Source organism: Sporosarcina sp. GW1-11 (genome assembly GCF_033088395.1).
Taxonomy (GTDB): Bacteria; Bacillota; Bacilli; order Bacillales_A; family Planococcaceae; genus Sporosarcina.
Window position 1 is genome coordinate 193793 of the sequence record NZ_JAPMIW010000001.1, and the last position, 25664, is coordinate 219456.

Here is a 25664-nt window from a genome sequence, read left to right on the forward strand (position 1 = left end):
GTGAGAGCGTACAATCACCAAGAAGAGTGATTGTACGCTCTTTACTATACCAAAACTACCTGAAACAGCTCCCGCCGCTACAACAAGCGACAGGAGCTGTTTTTTAATGCCCTAATTCAACGAGTAAATCACCAGTCGAGATGGAATCTCCAGCATTGACGTAAATTTCTTTCACAACTCCATCAAATGGCGCTTGAATAGTTGTTTCCATTTTCATAGCTTCTGTAATAAGCAAATGTTCTCCACGTTTGACTTTTGCGCCAAGTGACACAGCTACTTGCAATACTGTACCTGGCATCGTAGCCGCTATATGAGATTCATTTGTTGGATCCGCTTTAGGTTTTTTCACATCTTTCGTTTCGATATGAAGGTCTTCAATAACGACTTGACGGGACTGACCATTCAATTCGAAATAGAGTATACGTGTACCATTCGGATTCGGTTCGCCAATAGAAACAAGTTTAACGATTAACGTTTTTCCAACTTCAATCTCAATTTCAATTTCTTCATCCAATCGAAGACCATATAAAAATTGAGGTGTATCGATTACGGATACATCACCGAATTGCTTTTTCGTTTCGATATATTCTTCAAATACTTTCGGATAAAGAACATGAGCTAACACATCATGCATCGTAGCCGTTTTCTCCATCTTAACCGAAAGTTTTTTCAATACTTCTTCAAAATTAACTGGCTCTAAAAGTTCACCCGGACGTACAGTAATTGCTTTACGCCCCTTTAGAATAACATCTTGTAATTCTTTCGGGAAACCGCCATAAGGTTGTCCAATAGATCCTTCAAAAAACTCAATAACTGATTCAGGGAAATCAATTGTTTGCCCTCTAGAAATAACTGAATGTTCATCTAACTCATTTTGAACCATGAATAATGCCATATCTCCTACCACTTTTGAAGAAGGTGTTACTTTGACAATATCTCCAAACAAGAAGTTTACGCGGGAGTACATCTTCTTCACTTCTTCCCAGCGTTCACCAAGACCTACCGCTTTTGCTTGCTGTTGTAAGTTGGAATATTGACCACCTGGCATTTCATGTACATAAATCTCAGAATGCGGACTATTCATTCCACTTTCAAAAGGCTTGTAGTATTTGCGAACGTCTTCCCAATAATGAGAAAGTTTTTCCAACGACTCCGTATTGGCGCGAACATTTCTTTTATTGTCTGCCATCGCATACGCTAGAGAGTTAGCAGAAGGCTGTGACGTCATCCCCGCCATTGAACCAATCGCTGTATCGACAATATCTACTCCTGCTTCAATCGCTTTTGCATACATATAAATACCGTTACCGCTCGTATCATGTGTATGCAAGTGGATAGGCATATCCGTAGTTGCTTTAAGTTCTGAAACTAATCGATAAGCAGCTTCAGGTTTTAGCAAGCCAGCCATATCTTTAATCGCAAGAATATGTGCCCCTACCGCCTCAAGTTCCTTCGCCATCTCTTTATAGTAATTGACCGTATATTTCGCACGGCTGTCATCTAAAATATCACCTGTATAGCAAATCGTTGCTTCAGCAATCTTTCCTGATAAACGGGCTTCGTCAATCGCTACTTCCATCCCTTTGATCCAGTTTAAGCTATCAAAGATTCGGAATACATCAATTCCAGATGCTGCGGATTCTTTAATAAATTCACGAATGACGTTGTCAGGGTAGTTTGTATAGCCAACAGCATTCGCACCTCTAAAGAGCATTTGGAACAATACATTTGGAATCTGCTCACGTAATCTCTCCAAGCGCTCCCAAGGGCTTTCCTTTAAGAAACGGTACGCAACATCAAAAGTCGCCCCACCCCACATTTCAAATGAAAATAAATCAGGAAGTAAATGTGCGCTTTCTGTTGCTATGTTCGTCAATTCTTTCGTTCTCATACGTGTCGCTAATAACGATTGGTGCGCGTCACGGAACGTCGTATCTGTCAATAAGACATCCTCTTGCTTACGTACCCAATCCACTAAACCTTCTGCACCCCGCTCATCCAAAATTTGTTTTGTACCTTTTGGAAGCGTTGCTTTCTTATCAATGTCAGGAATTCGAACCGGATGTAACACTGGACGCGTTGGATCATCTATACCAGGGAATCCGTTAATAGTAACATTTCCAAGATACGATAGAATCTTTGTTCCTCTGTCCTGTTTCTTAGTAAACGTGAATAGTTCAGGTGTCTCATCGATGAAGCTCGTATTATATTCACCGGACAAAAAGTTTTCATGACAGACTACATTTTCAAGGAAGGGAATATTCGTTTTAATTCCACGAATTCTGAATTCTTTCAAATTTCTGTGCATTTTACTTGCAGCATTGCCAAATGTCGTGCCCCATGTCGATACTTTTACTAACAACGAATCATAGTACGGACTAATAATAGATCCTTGGTACGCGTTCCCAGTATCCAAACGAACGCCAAACCCTCCAGCTGAACGATAAACTTGCAACTTCCCAGTATCGGGCATGAAATCATGTAATGGATCTTCTGTCGTTACACGCGACTGAATAGCGTAACCGAATAACGGAATCTTTTGTTGTTCAGGAATGTTCACTTTTTCGGAGTGTATCCCTTCACCTGCTGCGATTAGCACTTGGGATTGAACAATATCAATTCCTGTAATCATTTCTGTAATCGTATGTTCCACTTGAATACGCGGATTGACTTCGATGAAATAAAATTCATTATCAGCCACTAAAAACTCAACTGTTCCAGCATTTCTATACCCTACATTTTTCGCTAACTTAACAGCTGCTTCACAAATAGCCGTTCGTAATTCTTCAGTTAATGATAGTGAAGGTGCAATTTCTACTACTTTCTGATGACGCCGCTGGATTGAACAATCACGCTCATACAAATGGACAATTTCACCATATGTATCACCAAGTATTTGCACTTCTATATGTTTTGGTTTATTAATATATTTTTCTACGTATACTTCGTCTGATCCAAAAGCAGATTTCGCTTCGGATTTTGCACGGTTATACGCTTCTTGCACTTCTTCTGCCGATTCAACGATACGCATTCCGCGTCCGCCACCGCCCAACGAAGCTTTAATAATGATTGGATATTTATGTCGTGCACCAAACGCTGCTACTTCTTCTACTGAAGTTACAGGTCCATCACTTCCGGGGATAACTGGAATGTCTGCTGCCATAGCTTGCTCTCTTGCCTTAACTTTATCACCGAACATTTCAAGATGCTTTGATGTCGGTCCGATAAAGATAATTCCTTCTTCTTCAAGACGAGATGCAAACTCAGCATTTTCAGCCAAAAATCCATAACCTGGGTGAATCGCGTCGACATTTGCTTTCTTAGCAATTTCAATAATTCCTTCGATATCTAAGTAGGCGTCGATTGGTTTCTTTCCCTCTCCTACTAAAAAGGATTGATCAGATTTATATCGGTGCAGAGATCTGCGGTCTTCCGCTGAATAAATACCAACTGTAGCTATGCTTAATTCTGTACACGCTCGAAATACTCGGATCGCAATTTCACCGCGATTTGCGACCAAAACTTTCTTAATTTCTCTTCTCCCCACCAACAACACAATCCTCTCTACTTCATTTTTTCATACTTCACAAACATCGATACATTCATCAGTATGCCAAGCGCAATTGACAAAAAGACGACAGACGTCCCTCCATAACTAATAAATGGCAATGTGACACCTGTTAATGGGATCAACCCTGTAAGTCCCCCTAAGTTTACTAGTGTTTGAATGGCGATCAAACTACCGACACCAGCGGCCAACATACGAGCATGTGCATCTTTCGTTCGTAAAGCAACAATAAACGCCCTAGCGACAATGAAAAATAGCCCTCCTAATACAAGCGTCGTTCCCAATAAACCTGTTTCTTCAGAGATTACAGCCATAATGACATCAGTATGTGGCTCAGGTAAATAACCAAGCTTTTGAATAGAATTTCCAAGCCCGACACCTTTCAAGCCACCTGCACCAATCGCAATATAGCCATTGACTATTTGCAATCCAGACCCTTGAATATATTCAAACGGATCTGTGAATGCTAGGAAGCGCCCAACGCGAGACTCCGTCATGACATCATCCCACTTTATCCATAAAAGGATACTAAGCGCACCTCCCAGTATAGCAAAAAAACCACTAATTTTCAAATAATTCCTTATATTCATACCGCTAGCTGCGATCACAGAAACTGCGACTAGAAATAGTATCATGGTTGCTCCGAAATCCGGTTCCAAAATTACTAAAAATAGTGAAATTGTCAAAATGGAGAATGTTGGAAAAATAGTAGTTTTAATTTCATCCAATGTACCTGCGTAATACTTATTCGCGAATACACCAGAGAAATAGACAATAAATGCAATCTTCGCTACTTCCGTCGGCTGTAGATTTCCTAATCCAAATGGCAGTGAAAGCCAACTTTTCGCACCGACATTGTCACCAAAACCAATAAATTTAACAAGAATTAATAATGTGAACATAACTCCAAGCGTAATATATAAGAACTTTTTATTTCTGTAATGTCGATACGGAATAATGGCCGCTACAAAGAAGGCGGGTATCGCGATAGCTAGACTCTTTATTTGTTTAAGATAAAAGTGAGCGGGATCAAAATTATAAATATTGACTGACCACACCATACTGGCACTGTAAATCATAATTAGACCAAACAAACAAAGTAGCAGATAGACTGCAAATAATGGATAGTCAAAGTTTCGTAGTATTCGGTTTACATAAGTCTTCATTTATTCGTACCTCATCGTCCTAAATAAAAAACTCAAACCGCTAAAGTAGTTTGAGTCTTTCATTTATTTATTTGTATACAATTCATGCAAGATATTTAACTCTTTTTCCAGCATTGAGAGAATTTCACGGCCTTTTTCTTGCTCTACTAGACCGACTTTCACAGCAAAATCAATTTCACGGGATAAGCCGTACATTTGCGTATCAAGCACTTCCTCATATAGTGGACATTGCGGCATAGTCAAATTATCCATTTGCACCTTTATTAACTTGGCAATTTTCTCTGCGTCTATGTGCAGTTGTTTCATTGCTTTTTCTTTGTACGTATCTTGAACTTCTATATCCATGGAGACGCCCCCATTATTCATTATTTCCGCAAGTTGTTAATGTCTAAATTGTATCTTTTGCAATTAAAAATTGCAAGTAATACCCGAGATATTCTTATAAAGTCGATTGAAATCCTTTTCACTTGTCAAATGAAACGTTATACTAAAAATAGTGACTACTGAAATTGAGGGGGAAGTATTTTGGAACTGATTATACCTATTACAGGAAACGTAAAACATGCGATCACTTTAGATCCAACGGTTTGGATTTTTGACGATCGCCGCATAGACTTGGATCTATTCTTCTCTAAAGAATTTGTCGAAATAGACGCGATGGAAGAATACAAAGAAAAGATGGGTAAACATTGGTCAAGGGAAATCATGGAAGGCGCTACATACCCTCCAACTATAAAGAGCGAGAAAAGATATGAAAAAGATAAAATGCTGACTGGTAGCTTTGCAATCGTTTTACAGCCTTTTATACGCAACGCTGTACCGTCAGCTAATGCTAAAACATTCACAATCATCACAAAAGATGATGAAAAATACACGTATCCACTTGCGGAAGCGGAAAACATTCTCTTTAAATTCAGTCATGAAGGCAAGCCTTTACGTGAAGATGGGCCTGTCCACGTACTATTTAAAGATGGTTCGAATCAACATTCACCGATCCGTCATGTTCAAGCCATTCAAGTGGACTGAAGGAGATGAGCGCATGCGCGTTAAATGCGTACTATGCGATGAGATTAATCAATTAGAAGATGGGGATCCACTTGCTAAAAAACTGCGTAATCGGCCGATACATACCTATATGTGCCCTACGTGCAAAGAGCGAATTCGTAGGTTGACCGATGAACGAGTAGCGACAGGAAACTTCATCTTTTATAGAAGTTCACACCTAACAGAAAAAGATTTTTAATAAAAAAACGACTCCGTTGTCATTGGACAACGGAATCGTTTTTTTGTTCATTCATACGACGAACACGATAAATGATTAGAATGGCAGCAGCCACAATCAAGCCTTCCACAATCGGAAGGAAGAAAGCCAAGAAAGTCAGTATCAAACATCCTATAAACAAAAATGTATAAATAATGACATTTCGCCAAAGGCCGATCTTTCTCGCAAAGCCTAGTTTATACACAATAGCAGACATGATGAAAACGAGTGCGAACAGAATATAGCCGGCCATCGAGAAATCCGGCGCAAGTTCATAGATCATGCGCGCAATTCCCGACATCCGATTGTAGACCATTTCTGAATCCTCTACTCTCATTCCATACATTCCCTTCTACTTTTATTATTCGCCAAGTTTTTTCTTTTTATTTACACGTTCACGTTCATTCTTGTCGAGAATTTTCTTACGTAAACGAATCGTTTGTGGTGTAACTTCACAGTATTCATCGTCTCCAATGTACTGAAGTGCTTCTTCAAGAGATAAAATACGTGGTTTTTTAGTAGTAACTGTTTGGTCTTTCGTAGCAGAACGAACGTTAGTCGCATGCTTAACCTTAGTCAAGTTAATTGTTAAATCGCTATCACGGTTACTTTCCCCTACTACCATACCCGCATAGATCTCAGCGCCAGTTTCAACGAACATCGTACCACGATCTTCAAGTTGCATTACACCGTAACCAGTTACTGTTCCGTTTTCCATAGAAACAAGAACTCCATGTCTTCTGCCACCAATTTTACCTGTAGTGATTGGTTTATACGCGTCGAATGTATGGTTTAAAATGCCGTAACCACGAGTCAATGTAAGAAACTCAGTAGTATAACCGATTAACCCACGAGCTGGCACTAAGAAAATTAGACGAACTTGTCCATTTCCGTTATTAATCATATCCAGCATTTCGCCTTTACGCTCACCGATTGACTCTATGATTGAACCTGTGTGCTCTTCAGGCACATCGATTTGTACACGTTCATAAGGCTCGCAACGTTTGCCATCAATTTCACGAATGATAACTTGAGGCTTAGACACTTGCAACTCGTATCCTTCACGACGCATATTTTCAATTAAGATAGACAAGTGAAGCTCTCCACGACCTGAAACAATCCACTCATCGGGTGAGTCCGTTGGCTCTACACGAAGGGAAACATCTGTTTCTAACTGTTGATCCAAACGTTCTTGGATTTTACGTGCAGTGACCCATTTACCTTCACGTCCAGCAAATGGACTGTTGTTTACTAGGAAACGCATTTGTAATGTAGGCTCATCGATATGAAGTTCTGGAAGTGCTTCTTGATGATTAGTCGGACAAACTGTCTCACCGACATCAATATCACCCATTCCGGAAACTGCTACGAGGTCGCCCGCATATGCTTCTTCAACTTCTACTCTCTTCAGTCCAAGGAAGCCATACAATTTCGTTACACGTAAATTCTTAACAGAACCATCACGCTTCAATACTGCAACTTGTTCGCCGACTTTCATCGTTCCACGGAAAATACGTCCGATACCGATACGTCCCACGTAATCATTGTAGTCTAAAAGTGACACTTGGAACTGCAACGGTTCCTCACGATTATCAATTGGTGCTGGAATATGTTCTATAATCGCATCGTAAAGAACACGCAACGTATCTTCTTGTGTTGCTGGATCTGGAGAAAGACTTGCAGTACCATTAAATCCTGAAGCATATACAACAGGGAACTCTAACTGCTCATCGTTTGCGTCCAACTCGATGAATAACTCTAATACTTCGTCAACTACTTCTTCCGGTCTAGCAAAGTCACGGTCAATTTTGTTCACTACAACGATTGGCTTTAAGTTTGTTTCTAAAGCTTTCTTCAAAACAAAACGTGTTTGTGGCATACACCCTTCGAATGAATCGACAACTAATACAACGCCGTCTACCATACGTAAGATTCTTTCTACCTCGCCACCGAAGTCAGCGTGTCCAGGTGTGTCTAAAATATTAATCTTAGTGTCATTATATTCAACAGCTGTGTTTTTAGCTAAAATCGTAATTCCGCGTTCACGCTCTAGTTCGTTTGAGTCCATTGCACGTTCTTCTACATGCTCGTTTGATCGGAAAATGCCCGATTGTTTAAGTAATTGGTCGACTAATGTCGTTTTACCATGGTCTACGTGGGCAATAATTGCAATATTTCTAAGATCTGTACGTTCGTTTGTCATTTTTTCACTCCGTTTATCTTTTTTCAGATGTTCAACTGTGTTATTATAGCACAAGATAGTTCATTTCAATAATATTTAAATTTATATGGAGGGATTTTTTTGAAAGACATTAAGTGGATTTTCGTTCTGTATTCACTTGCAGCTGTTATTTCTATGTCTGCAATCGGCGTTGGAATAGGCATGCGTAGCCTTTTCGTCGTTGTACTTGCCATTGTCGCTCTGATCTTAATAATGGGTAACGGATTTAAAACTAAAGCACGTATGCGTCGTGAAGGTACGCTATAAAGATAGCAAAGGGACTGTACATTAAACCTATTTGGTTTAACAAACAGCCCCTTTTTTTATTTTAGTCGGATATATTTTGATAAAATCTCCTCATGTAAACCTGGACGCGTCACGATAAATGTGTCCATTCCAAGTAAATGGGGCGTTTCTCCACTCAAATTCGTAGCAACCGCACCTACTTCTTGAGCAATAACAATTCCCCCTGCTATATCCCAAGGTGCTAGGCGCATGGAAATATACGCATCAATTCGACCTGAAGAAACATATGCTAACTCAATTGCCGCTGACCCATAGGACCGCGTTCCTCTGCAACGAGTCACGAGTTCAATAATCTTTTCATTTTCTACTTTGCGATTAGGCGCAACCCAAGCTGCGTTAATACCGATGATTGCCTCTTCAAGTGGTGTTATTTCAAGCTGTGGTAATCGCTCATCATTGAAATAAGCGCCCTCACCCGTTGCTGCATGGTATAAATCATCCCGCATAACATCATATATGTAGCCCAGCATCCCCACGCCGTCTACATAAATCCCCAATGAAATTGCGAAGTTTCTTCTTTGATGGATAAAGTTCATCGTTCCATCGATTGGATCTAAAAACCAGACAACTCCATCCAACGAAGAAATTTTATCTCCGAATCCCTCTTCCGAAACGATTTTATGTTCCGGAAAATCATTTTTTACTCTTTCAATAAAAAATCTTTCTACTTCTTTGTCAATATTGGTAACCAAGTCATTAGCATCAGCTTTTGAATCGATGTCTATTTTATTAAAAAAAGACACGCGAATCTTGTGCCCTGCTTCTTTGATTAATGATTTTGCATATCCATCATGCCACCTCTTCCCATTCCGACTAGTGTTAGTATAACATACAGTCTATAGAACAGAAGAGATAACGGTTACAGCTAGTTAAGCAAAAAGGCATCCCGTCACATTTCCTTCAATTCTGAAGTAGATGGGGATGCCTTTTTATTGCGTACAACTTACATTGAGAAAACATTTAGAGTCTCCATTTCGTTATGAATTTCAGCAAGACGTAGTTTACTTTTTTCGGCTTGTTTTTGATCTTGTTCCTGAATCGCATCAAATAGAGTAGCTAATTCATAATCAAGCTCCAATTGCAACGTTCTAATATATTCTCTCTCAACATCCTCTTTACGAATGAAATGAACTACTTGTTTCATAATAAGCACCCCTTTTTAGTCATTTTTTCTCTTCTAACCACCTTATTATTATAAGTATGTCAAATTTTTAACTTTATACTGGTTAGAAGCCTTCTTATTTTAAATTATTCCCCGTTTATTGATAAGATAAACGTAGCAAAGATAAACTGGAGGAGATTTTTATTGACTCAGACATTTTGGACGACGAAAGATTTTGAAGTTTTTACAATAGATGGTCTTGATTCGCGCATGACAGCATTACAGGAAATTATCCAGCCAAAGTTCAGAGCATTAGGAGATCATTTCTCACACCACCTTTCAGTACATGGTAAAGGAGAGTTTTTCCCGCATGTCGCAAAACATGCAAGACGGACAGTGAATCCACCAAAAGACAGCTGGGTGGCATTCGCTCCCGCTAAGAGAGGTTATAAAGCGTTGCCTCACTTTCAGATTGGCTTATGGGGCACACATTTATTCATCGTTCTTGCAATTATTTATGAAAATCCAGATAAAGTTGGAATCGCTGAACGTTTAGAAAAAAACAGGAAGGTCCTAACATCTTTACCAAAGGACTTTATTGTTTCTGGTGACCATATGAAACCAAATGCGGATCTCCTTAGCGAAGTAGGAACAGAAGGTTTAGAGAAAGTGTTAGAACGTCTACAAACCGTGAAAAAGGCGGAATTCCTAGTAGGTAGACATGTCTCAAGCGAGCAAGCAATAAAAATGGATGAACAAGAGTTTTATAACATAGTCGAAGACACATTCAATCATCTTTTACCTGTTTACGATGTGGTGATTAATTCATTTGTTTGATATGTCGAGATGTAAATGTGGCTAGAATAATATTAAAAAACCGAGTGAATGCCAAGTTATGCGAATCTCGGCTTCACGCGGTTTTTATTATTCTTTAAAGTTACACAAGATTTTCCACTTGTGCACTAGCCTTATTTTATCTTTATTTGAACTCCCGCAGCACTTTCTTTTGCTAGTTTTACGACACGAAACGCGACGTATTGGCTGCTTTCTTCAAACTCTTTACATAACGTCTTTTCCTCAGCCATAGATGGCACGACTTGTTTAAACGCACGATAATGCTTCATGAACTCTTCTCGTTCGACAGAGGACTCATATGCTTGCTCTACCTTTGTAAAAAAGTCGATTACTGCGATAACCTCCTCGGTGGACCAATCTGCACGCAAAGGATATTGATAACCAGACATATTCTTCCCTCCTTATTTCACATTCCATTTTACTCTAATATTTTCTGCTTCGTTTTTCATTCTCGCAAATAATTCTGCTACACTCGGAACATCATCTATCATTCCAGCTACTTGACCACCCCAACCGAAACCTTCACCCTGTAGACCTTCGTGGATGAATTTACGGTTGGCATCCCCACTGATATAGGATTTCAACCCTTCATAATCCACACCTTTTGCTTCTTTCTCTAAGATCTGAGCTGTCCATTCATTCGTAAGTGCTCGTGCAGGTGCTCCTATTGTTCTTTTAATAACTGTCGTATCTTGCTCACTACTCTCTAGTAATGTTTGAATATACGCCGGGGAAGCATCTACACATTCTTTCGTGGCGATAAAACGTGTACCCATCTCTATCCCTTCTGCACCTAGCGCATGTGCAGCCATCCAGCCACGTCCATCACCTATTCCACCAGAACCAATGACTGGAATACTGACAGAGTCTACTATGCGCGGAATCAATACCATCGTTCCGATATCATCGCGACCTAAATGTCCTCCGCCTTCTTGGCCGACCGCAATCACTGCATCGGCACCAATCTCTTCTGCTTTTTGCGCTTGTCTTGTAGCCGCTACAAGTACTAACTTCTTGACGTCAGTCCCTTTTAGCATGTCAAATAGAGGGGTTGGATTTCCTCCCGTAACAGAAATAATCTTCACATTTTCTTCCAAAGCAGCATCCACCATCGCTTCAAACGATCGGCCATGGTTTCCAATAGCAAAATTGACACCAAACGGCTTAGATGTTTTCTCTCGCACTTTGTGAATTTCCCGCTTTAACGCATCTGGCGAAGATAAACTCATTGCAGTAATTTGACCAAGTCCACCCGCTTCTGAAACAGCAGCGGCTAAATCAGCGTATGCCAAATAAGCTAACCCACCTTGCACAATCGGATAATCAATTCCAAACAACTCTGTCACTCTCGTTTTCCAATTCATAATCCCACCCCTTGTCATAATGTAAAAACAACCCATGAGAAAAGAATTCCCATGGGTTGTTTTCTAGCTGTATTATTTCGTCATCATGTGAATCGGCTTACCAAGAGCAACTTCTGCTGCTTCCATGGAAATTTCACCGAGTGTCGGATGCGCATGGATTGTCATAGAAACATCTTCAAGCGTCATGCCTGCTTCGATAGCTAATCCCAATTCAGCGATCATATCAGAAGCATTTTCTCCAACGATTTGAGCTCCTAGAAGCAAACCATCTTCTTTACGCGCAACAAGCTTCACAAAGCCTTCTGTTGCGTCCAATGAAATTGCACGGCCATTCGCAGCAAACGGGAATTTACCAGTTACTACTTCATAGCCTTCGTCTTTCGCTTGTTGTTCGTTCAAGCCGACTGTTGCAAGTTCTGGATCTGTAAAGCAGACTGCCGGAATTGCTAAGTAATCTACTTCAGACTTTTCACCTGCAATAGCTTCAGCTGCAACTTTAGCTTCGTATGATGCTTTATGCGCAAGCTGCGGTCCCGCCACGATATCACCGATTGCATATACATTCGGTAAGTTCGTACGGCATTGCTTATCTACTTCAATCAAACCGCGATCAGTCATGTTCAAACCAAGACCTTCTAAACCAATTTCATCTGTGTTTGGACGACGACCCACTGTTACCAATACATAATCAGCTTCTACTTTTACTTCTTCACCTTTAGCTTCATATGTAACAATAACACCGTCTTTTGTTTCTTCAACACCTTTTGCAGATGCTTTTACTACGACTTCAACGCCTTTTTTCTTCAGGCCTTTTTTCACAATTTGTGTCATTTGTTTTTCGAAACCTGCAAGGATATCATCTGCACCTTCAATAATCGTTACTTCTGATCCTAGGTTTGCATAAGCCGAACCTAGTTCCGTTCCGATATATCCGCCACCGACAACAACAAGCTTCTTAGGCAATTCTTTCAAGTTCAACGCACCTGTTGAATTAATCACGCGGTCAGTGAATTTGAACGTTGGAATTTCAACTGGACGTGCACCAGTTGCAATGATGACGTTATTGAATTTATACGTTTGTGCTGATTTCTCAGTCATTACTCGTACTGTATTCGCATCAACGAAGTATGCTTCACCCATAACAGTTTCTACTTTATTGCCTTTTAACAGACCTTCAACGCCACCTGTTAATTTAGATACTACACCATTTTTAAATTTCTGAGCTTTAGCAAAGTCTAGTTTTACAGATTCAGCTGTAATTCCCATAGAATCAGAATTTTGTGCTGCTACAAAGCGGTGTCCAACAGAAATCATTGCTTTAGATGGGATACATCCAACGTTTAAACAAACGCCACCGATTGTCTCTTTTTCTACTAGTGTTACTTTTTGTCCAAGTTGTGCCGCACGAATTGCTGCAACATACCCTCCTGGGCCTGAACCTACTACGAGTGTATCAACTTCGATTGGAAAATCTCCTACTACCATGTGCTTTACGCCTCCATTAATAAAAGTGATGGGTTCCCTAGTAATTCCTTTAGATAGTTTAACGCTAATTGTCCCGTTACGCCATCAATTACTCGGTGATCGAACACTAATGACAATGCTAACATAGGTGCCACTATAATTTCACCATTTTTCACTACAGGTTTCTCAGAAATTCTTCCGACACCTAAAATAGCTACTTCAGGATGATTGATAATCGGTGTAAACCATTGGCCGCCTGCTGAACCAATATTCGTAATTGTACATGATCCGCCTTTCATCTCAGAAGCTTGTATCTTACCAGAACGTGCTTTTTCTGCAAGTTCATTCACTTCCGCAGAAATAGCAAACACTGATTTACGGTCTGCATTTTTAACTACCGGTACCATTAGACCACGATCCGTATCTGCAGCGATTCCAATATTATAATAATGTTTCTGAATTAATTCTTCAGTTGCATCATCCAGTGATGTATTAAGTTGTGGGAATTCACGCAATGTAGCGACTAATGCTTTCACTACATACGGTAAATACGTAAGTTTAATATCTTTCTTCGCTGCAATCTCTTTGAATTCTTTACGATGAGCAACAAGCGCTGTGACATCCACTTCGTCAAGCAACGTAACATGAGCTGCTGTGTGCTTAGAATTCGACATAGCTTTAGAAATTGCTTTACGCATAGGAGACATTTTTTCGCGCGTTTCCGGGAACTCACCTTCAAAGACTGGTTGTTGTTTTTCCGCAACCGCCACTGACTCAACTTGAGCATCCTGCACAGTATCAACAACTTCAGCACTAGCTTGTTGTTGACCACCCGATTTGAAGGAGTCCACATCTTCTTTTAACACGCGACCATTTTTTCCACTACCTACAACTTCTGCAATCACTACATCTTGCTCTCTCGCATATTTGCGAACAGACGGCATGGCAATTACACGGCGGTTTTCATCTGGAGTTCCAGATATCTTTGGTTGTTGCGTTTGTTCAGGTTGATCTTCAGCAGGTTTCTTAGCTTCTGTTCCACCAAGCGCCTTCTCTACTTGCTCATGAGATTTTTCGGCACTAGCTTGTTCAGATGCCGTATCATCCTCGTGGTGATCAGGAATACCATGATCCGGTGCATCAAAACGCACTAACTTATCACCTACAACAGCTACTGTACCTTCTGTAACGTAGATTTCTTCTACAGTACCGGAAACTGGCGATGGAATTTCTACTACAGCTTTATCATTTTGCACTTCTAGTAATGTATCATCTTCCTGGATAGTATCGCCCGGTTTTACGAACCACTTAACGATTTCTCCTTCATGTATACCTTCTCCAATGTCTGGTAAACGAAATTCATAGGTCACATAATTCACCCTTTCTGGATTGTCTAACAATTAAAATGTTAGTACTTCTTTTGCTTTATCAACAATGTCTTTTGCATTTGGAAGCCAAGTGTTTTCACCCGCTGCGAATGGATAGACAGTATCTGGTGCTGTAACACGCATAACAGGTGCTTCTAGACTTAAAATCGCACGTTCTGAAATTTCCGCTACAACATTCGCAGCAATACCCGCTTGACGTTGCGCTTCTTGAACAACAATTACTCGATTCGTTTTTTCAACTGATTGAATAATCGTTTCAATATCAAGAGGTTGAATCGTACGTAAGTCTACAACTTCTGCAGAATAACCTTCTTTCTCTAATGTTTCTGCAGCTTTTAGACTCTCCTGAACCATCGCACCGTATGCAATGATCGTCAAATCCGTACCTTCACGTTTCACATCAGCTTTGCCTAATGGAATAGTATAGGCTTCTTCTGGAACTTCTTGTCTAAATGAACGATATAACTTCATATGCTCTAAGAAAATTACTGGATTCTCATCTTTAATCGCTGAGATCAATAGACCTTTAGCATCATAAGGAGTCGATGGAATAACTACTGTTAAACCTGGCTGGGCTGCTACCAGTCCTTCTAAGCTGTCCGCGTGCATTTCTGGAGTTGCTACGCCACCACCAAACGGTGCTCGAATCGTAATCGGCGCATTGTAACGGCCACCTGTTCTAAAGCTCATACGTGCCATTTGGCCACTTACAGAATCCATTACTTCGAATAAAAAACCGAAGAATTGAATTTCCATAACCGGACGGAAACCAGTTAGCGCAAGACCAATTGCAAGTCCGCCAATACCTGACTCTGCAAGAGGTGTATCAAACACGCGCTCTTCTCCAAATTCTTTATGAAGGCCTTCCGTCGCACGGAAGACACCTCCATTTGCGCCTACGTCTTCACCAAATAACAATACATTTTCATCTGCTTTCAGTTCCGTACGAAGCGCTTCTGTAATCGCTTGAATCATTGTCAATTGTGCCATGGGTCAGTTCGACTCCTTTCCTACATACGCATCTAATTGTTCTTGTAAATTAAACGGCATATCGCCTTTATACATAATTCTCATAAAATCTGTTGCTTTTTGTTTAGGTACAGCGTCCGCTTTTTTGATAGCTACTTTAATTTCTTCTTTTGCACGTTCTACTACTTGTTCTTCCTGCTCTTTAGACCAAATTCCTTTTCCTTCTAGGTACGTTCTGAAGCGAACGATTGGATCACGCTTCTCCCATTCACCATCGATTTCCGAAGTACGGTAACGAGTCGGGTCATCTCCAGCCATCGTATGTGGTCCGTAACGGTAACACATTGTTTCGATAAGCGTCGGTCCATCTCCGTTGATCGCGCGCTCTCTTGCATCACGAGTCGCCACATATACTGCCAACGGATCCATTCCGTCTACAAGCACACTTGGCACTCCAGCTGCTACACCCTTTTGCGCCAACGTTTTCGCTGCTGACTGTACATCACGATGTGTTGAGATTGCATACTGGTTGTTTTGGATAATGAAAATCGCAGGTACTTTAAATGACCCTGCAAAGTTTAAACCTTCATAGAAATCACCTTGTGACGTACCACCGTCACCTGTATATGTGATGACTACTGATTTCTGCCCTTTTTTCTTAAACCCAAGCGCTACACCAGCCGCTTGAATGTATTGAGCACCAATGATGATTTGTGGCGGGAAGATATTTAGTCCTTCCGGAAGGACACTTCCTTCGTAATGACCTCTCGACCATAGGAACGCCATTTCTAACGGCCAACCATGAAATAGCAATTGTGGTACATCACGATAGCCTGGAAGAATAAAATCATCTTTCTCAAGAACGTAGTGAGATGCGAGCTGTGACGCTTCTTGACCAGCTGTCGGTGCATAGAAGCCAAGTCTACCTTGTCTATTTAAAGAAATAGAGCGTTGATCTAAAATTCGTGTGTAGACCATGCGATTCATTAACTCCACTAACTCTTCATCAGAAAGCTTAGGATCTAGATCTTTATTTACGATCTTTCCTTCTTCGTTTAAGATTTGAACCATTTCGAATTGACTTTCAATAAGTTGAAGCGCTTTCACAGGGTCGTATTGGTTTCCTTTTTTAGCTACCATATGTCAATCTCTCCTTCATATCTGTATTATATTTTTTTCGAACAAAATGAATACAACTGATTATATTTTTTAGTATACTCAAAACTGAGCGGTTGGTCAACCATTGTCTTTAAAGAGTTTTCCACTAACAACTAGTTTTATAAAATAATTCTGTACTAATACAATAATCATTGTGTATTGGTACAGTATAAGTATTTTCATTGTTCTCATACATTGTAATTAAGCAGAAACACGGTTCAACAAAATCATCCCGCAATTTCCTCTTCCTATTTCTCTCTTTCCTTATTTTATCTTTTCTAAACTTGCGAATACACGTGACTTTAATCGATTAACCTCTGTTGTTGCTTCGTTAAACTCATGGAGGTCTCTTTCAACAACCGAAGTTAATCGATTCACTTCATTTACTTGATCATCTAGCACTCTCAAACGAATTGTACGATCTTCTAACTCTGTATATAATATAATTTGCTCATTTATTAGCTCCTTATAATCAGACACAAATCGATCATGTGCATCATAACGATCAAGTAAGGCATTTTGTACCTTTTCCACTTTTTCTATATATTCTCCATCAACCCCACCCATAAGCTCCTGGAAGTATTTTAGTTCCATTCTTGCATCACGTAACGCCTGCTGTTCTTTATCAATAATGACCATTCGCTCATTTGCAGATTTCTTAAGTGCAGTCACTAACTTTCTTACTTCGGTATATTGTTGTTGCGTTAACTCCATCGTATCACTAAATAATTGTTGTTCTTTTTGTTCGCGCTGATTCAACTTCCTAACATAACTTGTCCCGAGCTTCTCTTTTTCATTCACGTTAGCTAAAAGATGTGCGAGTCGTCGTTCTAACGAAGAGTCTTTTGAGCAAGCAGTTAATAGAATAAATATCGATAATACTAAAAAGGTTTTCTTCATCGTGAACCTCCTATTGACTAACATACATTTCTCTTTCACCACATTCCCTATTCGTTTATACTATATAGGATAAGTTAAATGGACTAACTGTATACATGCCACACTAAACAACAGGCAGTACAACTATGTTTTAATTTGAAATAGAATAGTCACAATCATATTCGAGGGGAAGAGTAAAAATGATTTTAATGAAAGATATTATTCGCGAAGGCCACCCAACATTGCGCAAAAAAGCAAAGGAAATGAGCTTTCCACTCAGTACGGAAGATCGTCAATTATGTGATGACTTACTAGAATATATAGTGAACAGTCAAGATGATAAACTAAGTGAGAAATACGGTTTACGCTCCGGCATCGGCCTGGCGGCTCCCCAAGTTAATGTTTCGAAAAGAGTATTCGCGTTGCACATACCAGACGATGATAAGCCTTTTGAAAAGTTCATCGCAATCAACCCGAAAATCGTCAGCCATTCTGTTGAAAAGACGTATATTTCAACTGGGGAAGGTTGCTTGTCAGTTGACCGAGAAGTTCCCGGATATGTACCGCGCTACGCACGAATTTCTATTAAAGCATTCGATACAGAAGGCAATGAAATGAAAATGCGCTTAAAAGGTTTGCCAGCCATTGCATTCCAACACGAGTTAGATCACTTGAACGGTATTATGTTTTATGATCATATCGATGAAAGTGATCCATATAACGACATTCCTGGTGCGCTACCATTCGACAGAGAGTAAAGCAATTAGACTTGACAGTTGGAGATTAATATGATACAGTCTTTTCAAGGAGTGATGACGCCATGTATAAACGTCTGAAACGCAAACTGCTTAGACGACTCAATGGCCTGCTCGGTAAAAAGACAATTGCCTAGACTTTTATGCCTGCCAAGAAATTGGTGGGCTTTTCTTTATTTTAAAGAAATTGCATGCTATTATGGAGAATATGTTTACTAACGAACGTATCGAACGTAAAAAAGGAGAGTTCATAATGATCTATAAAGTTTATTACCACGAAAACGTACATCAAGTTCCAGTCCGCGAGAACACACTTAGCTTGTATGTAGAAGCTGAAACAGAAAAGGCAGTTCGTGATCAGTTGCACGACCGCCCGATCATGATTGAATATATTCAGAAGCTGGAAGGCGAGCATTTAGAGTACGAACAAGCTTCTCCGCATTTCCAGGTTGAGCAGGTTTAATCAATGAAATCTATTAAGAATAACGAAACAGCCGTTTTTGCCCTAGGCGGACTAGGTGAAATCGGTAAAAATACGTATTGTGTACAGTTCCAAGATGAAATCATCATTATCGATGCTGGAATTAAGTTTCCAGAAGATGATCTATTAGGTATTGATTATGTCATTCCTGACTACACATATCTTGAACGCAATATCGACAAAATCAAAGGACTTTTCATTACACATGGTCATGAAGATCATATTGGCGGGATTCCATATTTATTACGCAAAGTAAATATTCCTGTCTACGGTGGCAAATTGGCGATCGGTTTACTTCGTAATAAGTTAGAAGAGCACGGTTTATTACGCACAACGAAACTTCATGAGATTGAAGAAGATGATTACATTAAATTCCGTAAAACAGCGGTATCATTCTTCAGAACAACTCACAGTATTCCTGATGCGTATGGTGTAGTCGTTAAAACTCCATCAGGTAATATCGTGCATACGGGAGATTTCAAATTCGACTTCACCCCTGTCGGTGAACCAGCTAACTTGCATAAGATGGCGAAAATCGGTAGCGAAGGCGTCTTATGTCTATTATCAGATAGTACGAATGCTGAAGTACCAAACTTTACAATGTCTGAAAGAAAAGTCGGCGAAAGCTTGAATGACATTTTCCGCACGGTTGATGGTCGAATTATTTTCGCTACATTCGCTTCAAATATACACCGTTTACAACAAGTAATCGAAGCAGCACAAAACTTTGACCGAAAGATCGCTATCTTCGGACGCAGTATGGATAATGCAATTACGATTGGACGAGAACTCGGTTATATCGATGCACCAAAAGAATTATTCGTTGATTCCCAATCATTAAATCGTCTACCTGCAAACAAAGTAATGATTTTATGTACAGGTAGTCAGGGCGAACCAATGGCTGCATTGTCACGTATCGCAAACGGTACGCACAGACAAGTTCAAATTCAACCAGGCGACACAGTCATCTTCTCGTCTTCTCCAATTCCAGGTAATACATTAAGCGTCAATAAAACAATCAACTCCTTATTCCGAGCTGGTGCGGAAGTTATTCATGGTCCATTGAATAATATCCATACATCAGGTCACGGCTCACAAGAAGAGCAAAAACTAATGCTTCGTCTGATCAAACCGAAGTACTTTATGCCTATCCACGGTGAATACCGTATGATGGACATGCACTCACAACTAGCTGTAGACTGCGATGTAGAGCGCGAGAACATCTTTATTATGTCTAACGGTGACGTACTGGCACTAACTGACGATACAGCTAGACTAGCCGGCAGAGTGCCTTCTGGGGATGTTTATATCGATGGTAGCGGTATTGGTGATATCGGTAACGTAGTTTTACGTGATCGCCGAATTTTATCTGAAGACGGTTTAGTAATTGTAGTTGCGACAATTGACACTAAAAAGAATCGCTTAGTTTCAGGTCCAGACTTAATATCACGAGGATTCGTTTATATGCGCGAATCTGGCGCAATGATCAACGAAGCGCAATATATGCTTTCTAAAACATTGCAACGTAAATTAGCAGCAAAACCTGATTCAGTAAACAATTTAAAGAGTGACATTATCGATACACTGGTTCCTTACCTTTATGAGAAAACAAAGCGTAAGCCAATGATTCTCCCAGTAATTATGGAACTATAACTACTAAAAAGACTGTAGACTAACTCTTATGAGTCGGTCTACAGTCTTTTTTTAATGTAATGCCTTTCGCTCAAAACGATGAATATCCACATCAGAACCGATGACAATCAATATATCATTTACTTCAATCTGTTCGATTGCTTGAGGTGAGACAAGTATGTGTGAACCTCTTTTAATAGCCACGATATTGACCCCAAATTTTGCACGAATATCCAAATCAATTAGTGAAGATCCCGCGATATGATTATTCGCTTGGATTTCCACGATAGAATATTCATCAGATAGCTCTAAGTAATCCAAGATATTATTGGAAACTAGATTATTCGCAATCCGCTTGCCCATATCCCGTTCTGGATGGACTACTTGGTCGGCGCCAATCTTACGCAATACTTTTTCATGATAATCATTTTGAGCTTTAACCGTGATTCGTTCTACTCCGATTTCCTTCAAGATAAGCGTTGTTAAAATACTAGCTTGAATATTTTCACCAATTGCTATGACGACATGTTCGAAGTTTCGGATACCTAAAGAGCGCAGAGCTGCTTCATCTGTCGTATCGACCGCCACAGCTTGGGTTGCAATGTTTGCAAACTCCTCCACACGTTCCTGTGATTTATCAATTGCCATGACATTCGCTTCTAACTCAATCAATTCTTTGACAATACTACCGCCGAACCGACCTAATCCGATGACTACAAATTCCTTCTTCATCACATTACCCCTCGCCATTACATAGTAGACTCGCTTCTCTAACTCACTTCTTATCGTAAACCCATTTTGAATTTCAAGAATAACTCATTATACACCCCAAGTGTTTCTAAACCTAAGTTTTCATACACTTCTAGATGCTCTCTCGCTTCTTCATCTGGATAAAATCTTTCATCACGAATCGTTTCTTCATCCATATAGGACATCGCCCCGATATTTGGTGTAGAGTAACCGACATACTCCGCATTTTGCGCAGCAATTTCTGGATCTAACATGAAATTAATGAATTTATGAGCGCCTTCTATATTCCCAGCCGTTTTTGGAATAACTATATTGTCAAACCATAAATTCGATCCCTCTTCCGGAACGATATAATCAATCTCATCATTCTCAGAAATCATATCAGCCGCTTGCCCTGACCAAGTAAGCGCGACAGATGCCTCATTATTGATCATTAGCTGCGTCACTTCATCACCAATTACCGCTTTCACATTCGGAACCATTGTTGCTAGTTTATCTGTCGCTTCTTTTAATTCCTGCAAACTTGTCGAATTCAATGAATAACCTAATGAGTTTAGCGAAACCCCAAGTACTTCACGTGCACTATCTACCAATATCAATTTTTGACGTAGCGACGCATCCCATAAACTATCCCAACTTTCAAATGTTTGTCCGTTTAAAAGCGATGGATTATATGCAATACCTACCGTCCCCCAAAAGTAAGGTATGGAGTACGTATTCTCCGGATCAAACGGTAAGTTCATAAAATACGGATCAATATTTTTTATATTAGGGATTTTCTCATAATCCAGGGGCAATAACAGATTCTTTTCTTCCATCATCTGCACCGCATACTCTGAAGGTACTGAAATGTCATACGACGTACCGCCCTGTTCAATTTTCCCCATCATCCCCTCATTGGAATCAAAAGTTTCATAAATTACTTTAATACCTTCACGCTCTTCGAATTCTTTCAAAAGATCTGGATCAATATATTCTCCCCAGTTGTAAACAGTAATCGTATCTTTCCCTGCACGACCTTGCTTATTTTCTAGTTGATAATTGGTGAATAGTAAGATAAAAGAAACGAGTAAGATCACTACTACACTACTGACTAGTCCTTTCATCTTTTCACCTCCTTGGCTGACACTTTCGTTTTATTGACTACTATATAATAGCCTAGCACTAAGACCATCGTAATCAAGAAGATCAAACCCGACAATGCATTAATCGTCAGCGTAATCCCCGTACGTGCCATCGAATAGATTTCTACAGATAATGTAGAGAAGCCGTTACCTGTGACGAAAAAAGTTACCGCAAAGTCATCCAATGAATACGTTAAGGCTAGAAAGAAGCCCGCAAATATTCCAGGTTTAATATACGGTAAGATGACACGCGTTAAAACATCTTTACGTGTAGCACCTAAATCTAGCGCAGCATCTATTAATGACGTACTCATTTCTTGCAACTTCGGCAAGACCATGATTACAACAATTGGTACACTGAATGCAATATGCGAAATTAAAACAGACGCAAATCCAAGTTTGACTCCAATTAATGTAAAGAGTATTAAGAATGATGCACCGATAATAACATCCGGACTCACGATTAAAATATTATTCAAAGACAAAACCGTTTGGCGAGCAGATTTATTTTTCATAAAATAAATCGCTAGTGCTCCAATTACTCCAATAGTTGTAGAAAGCAATGCAGACAACAACGCGATAATTAGCGTATTCAGAACGATAATTAACAGACGCGTATCTGAAAAGACTGCTTGATAATGTTCTAGCGTGAATGATTCAAAATTGGACATTCCTCCGCCAGAATTGAATGAGTAATAAATAAGATAGAAAATAGGAGCATACAAAATAATAAAGACGACGGCTAAGTAAATCTTCGGTAGACTACTTAACTTTCCCATTAGCAGACGCTCCCTTCTCTTTTCTTGATGTCAGGACCATGATTAAAAACATGAAGATAATTAGGAATACCGCAATCGTAGAACCCATCCCCCAGTTTTGCGTCACTAAAAACTGCTGTTCAATTGCAGTTCCAAGTGTGATTACTTTATTACCCGCAATCAGCCGCGTAATCATGAAAAGTGAAAGTGCTGGGATGAATACGACTTGTATCCCCGATTTCACTCCGTCAATTGTCAGCGGCCAAACCACTCGTTTAAATGTTACCCATGCATTGGCACCTAAATCCTTCGATGCATCTAGTAACGCAGGATTAATTTTATCGAGCGAATTAAAAATAGGCAAAATCATAAACGGTATAAAAATATAAACAGATACGAAAACAAAACTGAAATCAGTAAATAAAATTTGTTGACTACCGATTCCGATCGTTTCTAAAAACGCATTAATCGGTCCATACAATCCCATCAACCCGATAAACGCATAGGTTTTCAATAGTAAGTTAATCCAAGATGGAATAATGATCAATAACAACCACAATTGCTTATGTTTCGTTTTCGTCAGGAAATACGCTGTCGGATACGAAATAAGCAATGAGAAAAACGTAATAAGGAAGGCATACCAAAACGAACTCATCGTCAATTTGAAGTAAATGGACGTGAAAAAGTTACGGTAATTCCCTAATGTCAATTGACCTGATAAATCAAAAAAGGAATAATACACGATCACGACGATTGGTGCTAAAACGAACAGGAGCATCCATACAGCATAAGGCACAGCATAAACGAAGCGCAGTGGATTATTCTTCATCTTCCACCACTCCAAACGATTCTAGACGCGCGTCGAAATCTTCTTCTGATTCATTCAGACGCATTACGTGAATATCAGCTGGCGCAAAATCTAATCCAATCATCGTACCAACGTCCGCAGGTTTAGTCGAATGGACAAGCCATTCATTGCCGTCCGCATCATACGTAGAAAGTTCATAGTGCACTCCTCGAAACAACTGTGTATCAACCGTGACACTTAACTTCCCTCGTTCAATTGTCGTCATTTCCAAGTCTTCTGGTCGAATAACAATATCCACTTTCTCATTAGGATAAAACCCTCCGTCCACGCACTGAAACTGCTTACCAGTAAATTCAACTAAGTAATCCTCGACAATTCTGCCGGATACAATATTGGATTCACCGATAAAATCCGCAACAAAGCGATTGATTGGCTCATCGTAAATATCAATTGGTGTACCTGATTGTTGGATTTTTCCATTATTCATAACAAATATTTCATCCGACATCGCAAGCGCCTCTTCTTGATCATGCGTAACGAAAACAAAGGTTTTGCCCAGCCGTTGCTGTAGCTCTCGTAACTCATATTGCATTTCAGAACGGAGCTTTAAATCTAGCGCGGATAAAGGTTCATCCAGTAGGATTACTTCTGGATCATTGATAATTGCACGAGCAATCGCTACACGTTGACGCTGCCCACCTGACATCTCCGTAATTTCACGCGATTCATAGCCTTCTAAATTGACGAACTTAAGCGCTTCTTTCACTCTTCGATCTATGTCATTCTTCTTCACTTTCTTGATACGTAATCCAAAAGCTACATTTTCATAGACATTTAAATGCGGAAATAAGGCATAATCTTGGAAAACCGTGTTTACTTGCCTCTCATTTGCAGGTACGGAGTTAATCTTCTTTCCATTAAAATGGATCAAACCATCTGTAGCTTCTGTAAAACCAGCAATTAAACGCAAAATAGTCGTTTTCCCACAACCTGATGGACCGAGCAAAGTATAAAATTTCCCGCGTTCCATTTCAAATGAGACACGATCAAGTACGGTTGTTGATTCACTATATCGTTTGGTAACATTTTCAAAACGAATAATCGGTTGATTTGTCAATCTAACTCCTCCTTGTATAGGCATATATGAACAAAATTATAGAAACCTTGTAAACCTAATTATTATACACAAAACAATGATGAAAGCAAATGTTCTCAAGGTTCTACAAAAAAATCGAAAATCAGAAAATTGGTCATGAAAATTGTTTTTTCGCGAATGACATAGTAGAATGAAACGAGATATAGAGGAGGGATTCAGTTGGAAGACCACTTGTTTTTTTATTTGGACACTGACGCCAAGCGGAATCGAAAGACAGAGCAAGCAACTAAAGAAAATCAACTAGAAGGAATCTATCTAGTAAACAATAGAAAAATCCGTTCTTGGAAAGAAATGGCCTCTCATTGCGTTGAATGTATGGAGCCACTACACTATAGCGACGAGTTCGATGCACGCTATTGTAAAGACTGCGACGAGTGGCGGGAAATGATTTGTGATCCAAATTGCCAGACTTGCCAAGCTAGACCGGTAAAACCTTCTGAGTGCCAACAAGATTTTGAGTAAGAACTTTACTCACCAAAATCTTTTACATACAACTTAA

27 protein-coding genes are annotated in these 25664 nt (G+C 39.8%); 8 read left to right on the plus strand and 19 right to left on the minus strand.

The genetic code is table 11. The features are described from left to right. Window positions 1-103 precede the first annotated feature (103 nt). From pyc to ORD22_RS00990, 3 genes are all read right to left on the minus strand, one after another. Window positions 104-3550 carry a pyruvate carboxylase gene (gene pyc / locus ORD22_RS00980; protein ID WP_317643973.1) on the minus strand — a complete coding sequence of 1149 codons (3447 nt, stop codon included), beginning with the start codon at window positions 3548-3550 and terminating at the stop codon, window positions 104-106. 14 nt (window positions 3551-3564) lie between these two features. Continuing rightward, window positions 3565-4734 carry an FtsW/RodA/SpoVE family cell cycle protein gene (locus tag ORD22_RS00985; protein ID WP_317643974.1) on the minus strand — a complete coding sequence of 390 codons (1170 nt, stop codon included), beginning with the start codon at window positions 4732-4734 and terminating at the stop codon, window positions 3565-3567. Window positions 4735-4797: 63 nt separating this feature from the next. Further along, on the minus strand, window positions 4798-5079 hold the full coding sequence (locus ORD22_RS00990; protein ID WP_317643975.1) for an Fpa/YlaN family protein: 282 nt from the start codon (window positions 5077-5079) through the stop codon (window positions 4798-4800). A 180-nt stretch (window positions 5080-5259) separates the two neighbouring features. On the opposite strand from ORD22_RS00990, the gene ORD22_RS00995 reads away from it, so the two are divergent. Next, window positions 5260-5760, plus strand: coding sequence for a peptidyl-prolyl cis-trans isomerase (locus ORD22_RS00995; RefSeq protein ID WP_317643976.1), 501 nt, complete (start codon window positions 5260-5262; stop codon window positions 5758-5760). 13 nt (window positions 5761-5773) lie between these two features. Continuing rightward, window positions 5774-5977 (plus strand): YlaI family protein, encoded by a 204-nt coding sequence (locus tag ORD22_RS01000; RefSeq protein ID WP_317643977.1) that lies wholly within the window; start codon window positions 5774-5776, stop codon window positions 5975-5977. Window positions 5978-5996: 19 nt separating this feature from the next. On the opposite strand, the gene ORD22_RS01005 is transcribed toward ORD22_RS01000, so the two are convergent. Then, on the minus strand, window positions 5997-6341 hold the full coding sequence (locus ORD22_RS01005) for a YlaH-like family protein (RefSeq protein ID WP_317643978.1): 345 nt from the start codon (window positions 6339-6341) through the stop codon (window positions 5997-5999). A 15-nt stretch (window positions 6342-6356) separates the two neighbouring features. After that, window positions 6357-8198, minus strand: a complete 1842-nt coding sequence (gene typA / locus ORD22_RS01010) for a translational GTPase TypA (RefSeq protein ID WP_317643979.1) — start codon at window positions 8196-8198, stop codon at window positions 6357-6359. Window positions 8199-8297: 99 nt separating this feature from the next. Here typA and ORD22_RS01015 point away from each other — a divergent pair, with 99 nt between their 5' ends. Further along, window positions 8298-8483, plus strand: a complete 186-nt coding sequence (locus ORD22_RS01015) for a YlaF family protein (RefSeq protein ID WP_317643980.1) — start codon at window positions 8298-8300, stop codon at window positions 8481-8483. 56 nt (window positions 8484-8539) lie between these two features. Here ORD22_RS01015 and ORD22_RS01020 read toward each other — a convergent pair whose 3' ends face one another. Beyond that, window positions 8540-9292, minus strand: coding sequence for an inositol monophosphatase family protein (locus tag ORD22_RS01020; RefSeq protein WP_317644191.1), 753 nt, complete (start codon window positions 9290-9292; stop codon window positions 8540-8542). 173 nt (window positions 9293-9465) lie between these two features. Beyond that, on the minus strand, window positions 9466-9666 hold the full coding sequence (locus tag ORD22_RS01025) for a hypothetical protein (RefSeq protein WP_317643981.1): 201 nt from the start codon (window positions 9664-9666) through the stop codon (window positions 9466-9468). A 162-nt stretch (window positions 9667-9828) separates the two neighbouring features. Here ORD22_RS01025 and ORD22_RS01030 point away from each other — a divergent pair, with 162 nt between their 5' ends. Further along, the gene (locus ORD22_RS01030) at window positions 9829-10461 is read left to right on the plus strand and encodes a YktB family protein (RefSeq protein ID WP_317643982.1); all 633 of its coding nucleotides are present in this window, start codon (window positions 9829-9831) and stop codon (window positions 10459-10461) included. A 131-nt stretch (window positions 10462-10592) separates the two neighbouring features. Here ORD22_RS01030 and ORD22_RS01035 read toward each other — a convergent pair whose 3' ends face one another. The 7 genes from ORD22_RS01035 to ORD22_RS01065 all read right to left on the minus strand — a co-directional run bounded on the left by ORD22_RS01035 (window position 10593) and on the right by ORD22_RS01065 (window position 17722). Next, window positions 10593-10868, minus strand: coding sequence for a UPF0223 family protein (locus ORD22_RS01035; protein WP_317643983.1), 276 nt, complete (start codon window positions 10866-10868; stop codon window positions 10593-10595). Window positions 10869-10880: 12 nt separating this feature from the next. Continuing rightward, window positions 10881-11843, minus strand: coding sequence for an NAD(P)H-dependent flavin oxidoreductase (locus tag ORD22_RS01040; protein ID WP_317643984.1), 963 nt, complete (start codon window positions 11841-11843; stop codon window positions 10881-10883). Window positions 11844-11915: 72 nt separating this feature from the next. Further along, window positions 11916-13328, minus strand: coding sequence for a dihydrolipoyl dehydrogenase (gene lpdA, locus ORD22_RS01045; RefSeq protein WP_317643986.1), 1413 nt, complete (start codon window positions 13326-13328; stop codon window positions 11916-11918). A 5-nt stretch (window positions 13329-13333) separates the two neighbouring features. Continuing rightward, window positions 13334-14677: a dihydrolipoamide acetyltransferase family protein gene (locus ORD22_RS01050; protein WP_317643988.1), complete on the minus strand. Its 1344-nt coding sequence runs from the start codon at window positions 14675-14677 to the stop codon at window positions 13334-13336. Between the two features lie 30 nt (window positions 14678-14707). Then, the gene (locus tag ORD22_RS01055; RefSeq protein ID WP_317643989.1) at window positions 14708-15685 is read right to left on the minus strand and encodes an alpha-ketoacid dehydrogenase subunit beta; all 978 of its coding nucleotides are present in this window, start codon (window positions 15683-15685) and stop codon (window positions 14708-14710) included. 3 nt (window positions 15686-15688) lie between these two features. Further along, a complete protein-coding gene (gene pdhA / locus ORD22_RS01060; protein ID WP_317643990.1) occupies window positions 15689-16804 on the minus strand; it encodes a pyruvate dehydrogenase (acetyl-transferring) E1 component subunit alpha in 1116 nt (371 codons plus the stop codon). Window positions 16805-17086: 282 nt separating this feature from the next. Continuing rightward, window positions 17087-17722, minus strand: coding sequence for a YkyA family protein (locus ORD22_RS01065; protein ID WP_317643991.1), 636 nt, complete (start codon window positions 17720-17722; stop codon window positions 17087-17089). Between the two features lie 179 nt (window positions 17723-17901). Here ORD22_RS01065 and def point away from each other — a divergent pair, with 179 nt between their 5' ends. The 3 genes from def to rnjA all read left to right on the plus strand — a co-directional run bounded on the left by def (window position 17902) and on the right by rnjA (window position 20590). Then, window positions 17902-18459 carry a peptide deformylase gene (gene def, locus ORD22_RS01070; protein ID WP_317643992.1) on the plus strand — a complete coding sequence of 186 codons (558 nt, stop codon included), beginning with the start codon at window positions 17902-17904 and terminating at the stop codon, window positions 18457-18459. Between the two features lie 196 nt (window positions 18460-18655). Next, window positions 18656-18919: a DNA-dependent RNA polymerase subunit epsilon gene (locus tag ORD22_RS01075; protein ID WP_411567599.1), complete on the plus strand. Its 264-nt coding sequence runs from the start codon at window positions 18656-18658 to the stop codon at window positions 18917-18919. Between the two features lie 3 nt (window positions 18920-18922). Next, window positions 18923-20590 (plus strand): ribonuclease J1, encoded by a 1668-nt coding sequence (gene rnjA / locus ORD22_RS01080; RefSeq protein WP_317643993.1) that lies wholly within the window; start codon window positions 18923-18925, stop codon window positions 20588-20590. A 51-nt stretch (window positions 20591-20641) separates the two neighbouring features. Here rnjA and ORD22_RS01085 read toward each other — a convergent pair whose 3' ends face one another. The 5 genes from ORD22_RS01085 to ORD22_RS01105 are packed head-to-tail and all read right to left on the minus strand — an operon-like array spanning window position 20642 to window position 25126. Beyond that, entirely contained in the window at window positions 20642-21301 is a 660-nt protein-coding gene (locus ORD22_RS01085; RefSeq protein WP_317644193.1) for a potassium channel family protein, read from the minus strand. 50 nt (window positions 21302-21351) lie between these two features. Continuing rightward, complete coding sequence (locus ORD22_RS01090; protein WP_317643994.1) at window positions 21352-22425, minus strand: ABC transporter substrate-binding protein; 1074 nt, start codon at window positions 22423-22425, stop codon at window positions 21352-21354. Continuing rightward, on the minus strand, window positions 22422-23222 hold the full coding sequence (locus ORD22_RS01095; RefSeq protein ID WP_317643995.1) for an ABC transporter permease: 801 nt from the start codon (window positions 23220-23222) through the stop codon (window positions 22422-22424). Before ORD22_RS01095 ends, ORD22_RS01090 begins: the two co-directional genes overlap by 4 nt. After that, a complete protein-coding gene (locus ORD22_RS01100) occupies window positions 23206-24030 on the minus strand; it encodes an ABC transporter permease (protein WP_317643996.1) in 825 nt (274 codons plus the stop codon). The genes ORD22_RS01095 and ORD22_RS01100 overlap by 17 nt, the downstream gene beginning before the upstream one ends. Beyond that, window positions 24020-25126: an ABC transporter ATP-binding protein gene (locus tag ORD22_RS01105; protein WP_317643997.1), complete on the minus strand. Its 1107-nt coding sequence runs from the start codon at window positions 25124-25126 to the stop codon at window positions 24020-24022. The genes ORD22_RS01100 and ORD22_RS01105 overlap by 11 nt, the downstream gene beginning before the upstream one ends. A gap of 198 nt (window positions 25127-25324) precedes the next feature. Between ORD22_RS01105 and ORD22_RS01110 the strand changes: the two genes are divergently transcribed. Then, complete coding sequence (locus tag ORD22_RS01110; protein ID WP_317643998.1) at window positions 25325-25627, plus strand: hypothetical protein; 303 nt, start codon at window positions 25325-25327, stop codon at window positions 25625-25627. Window positions 25628-25664 lie beyond the last annotated feature (37 nt).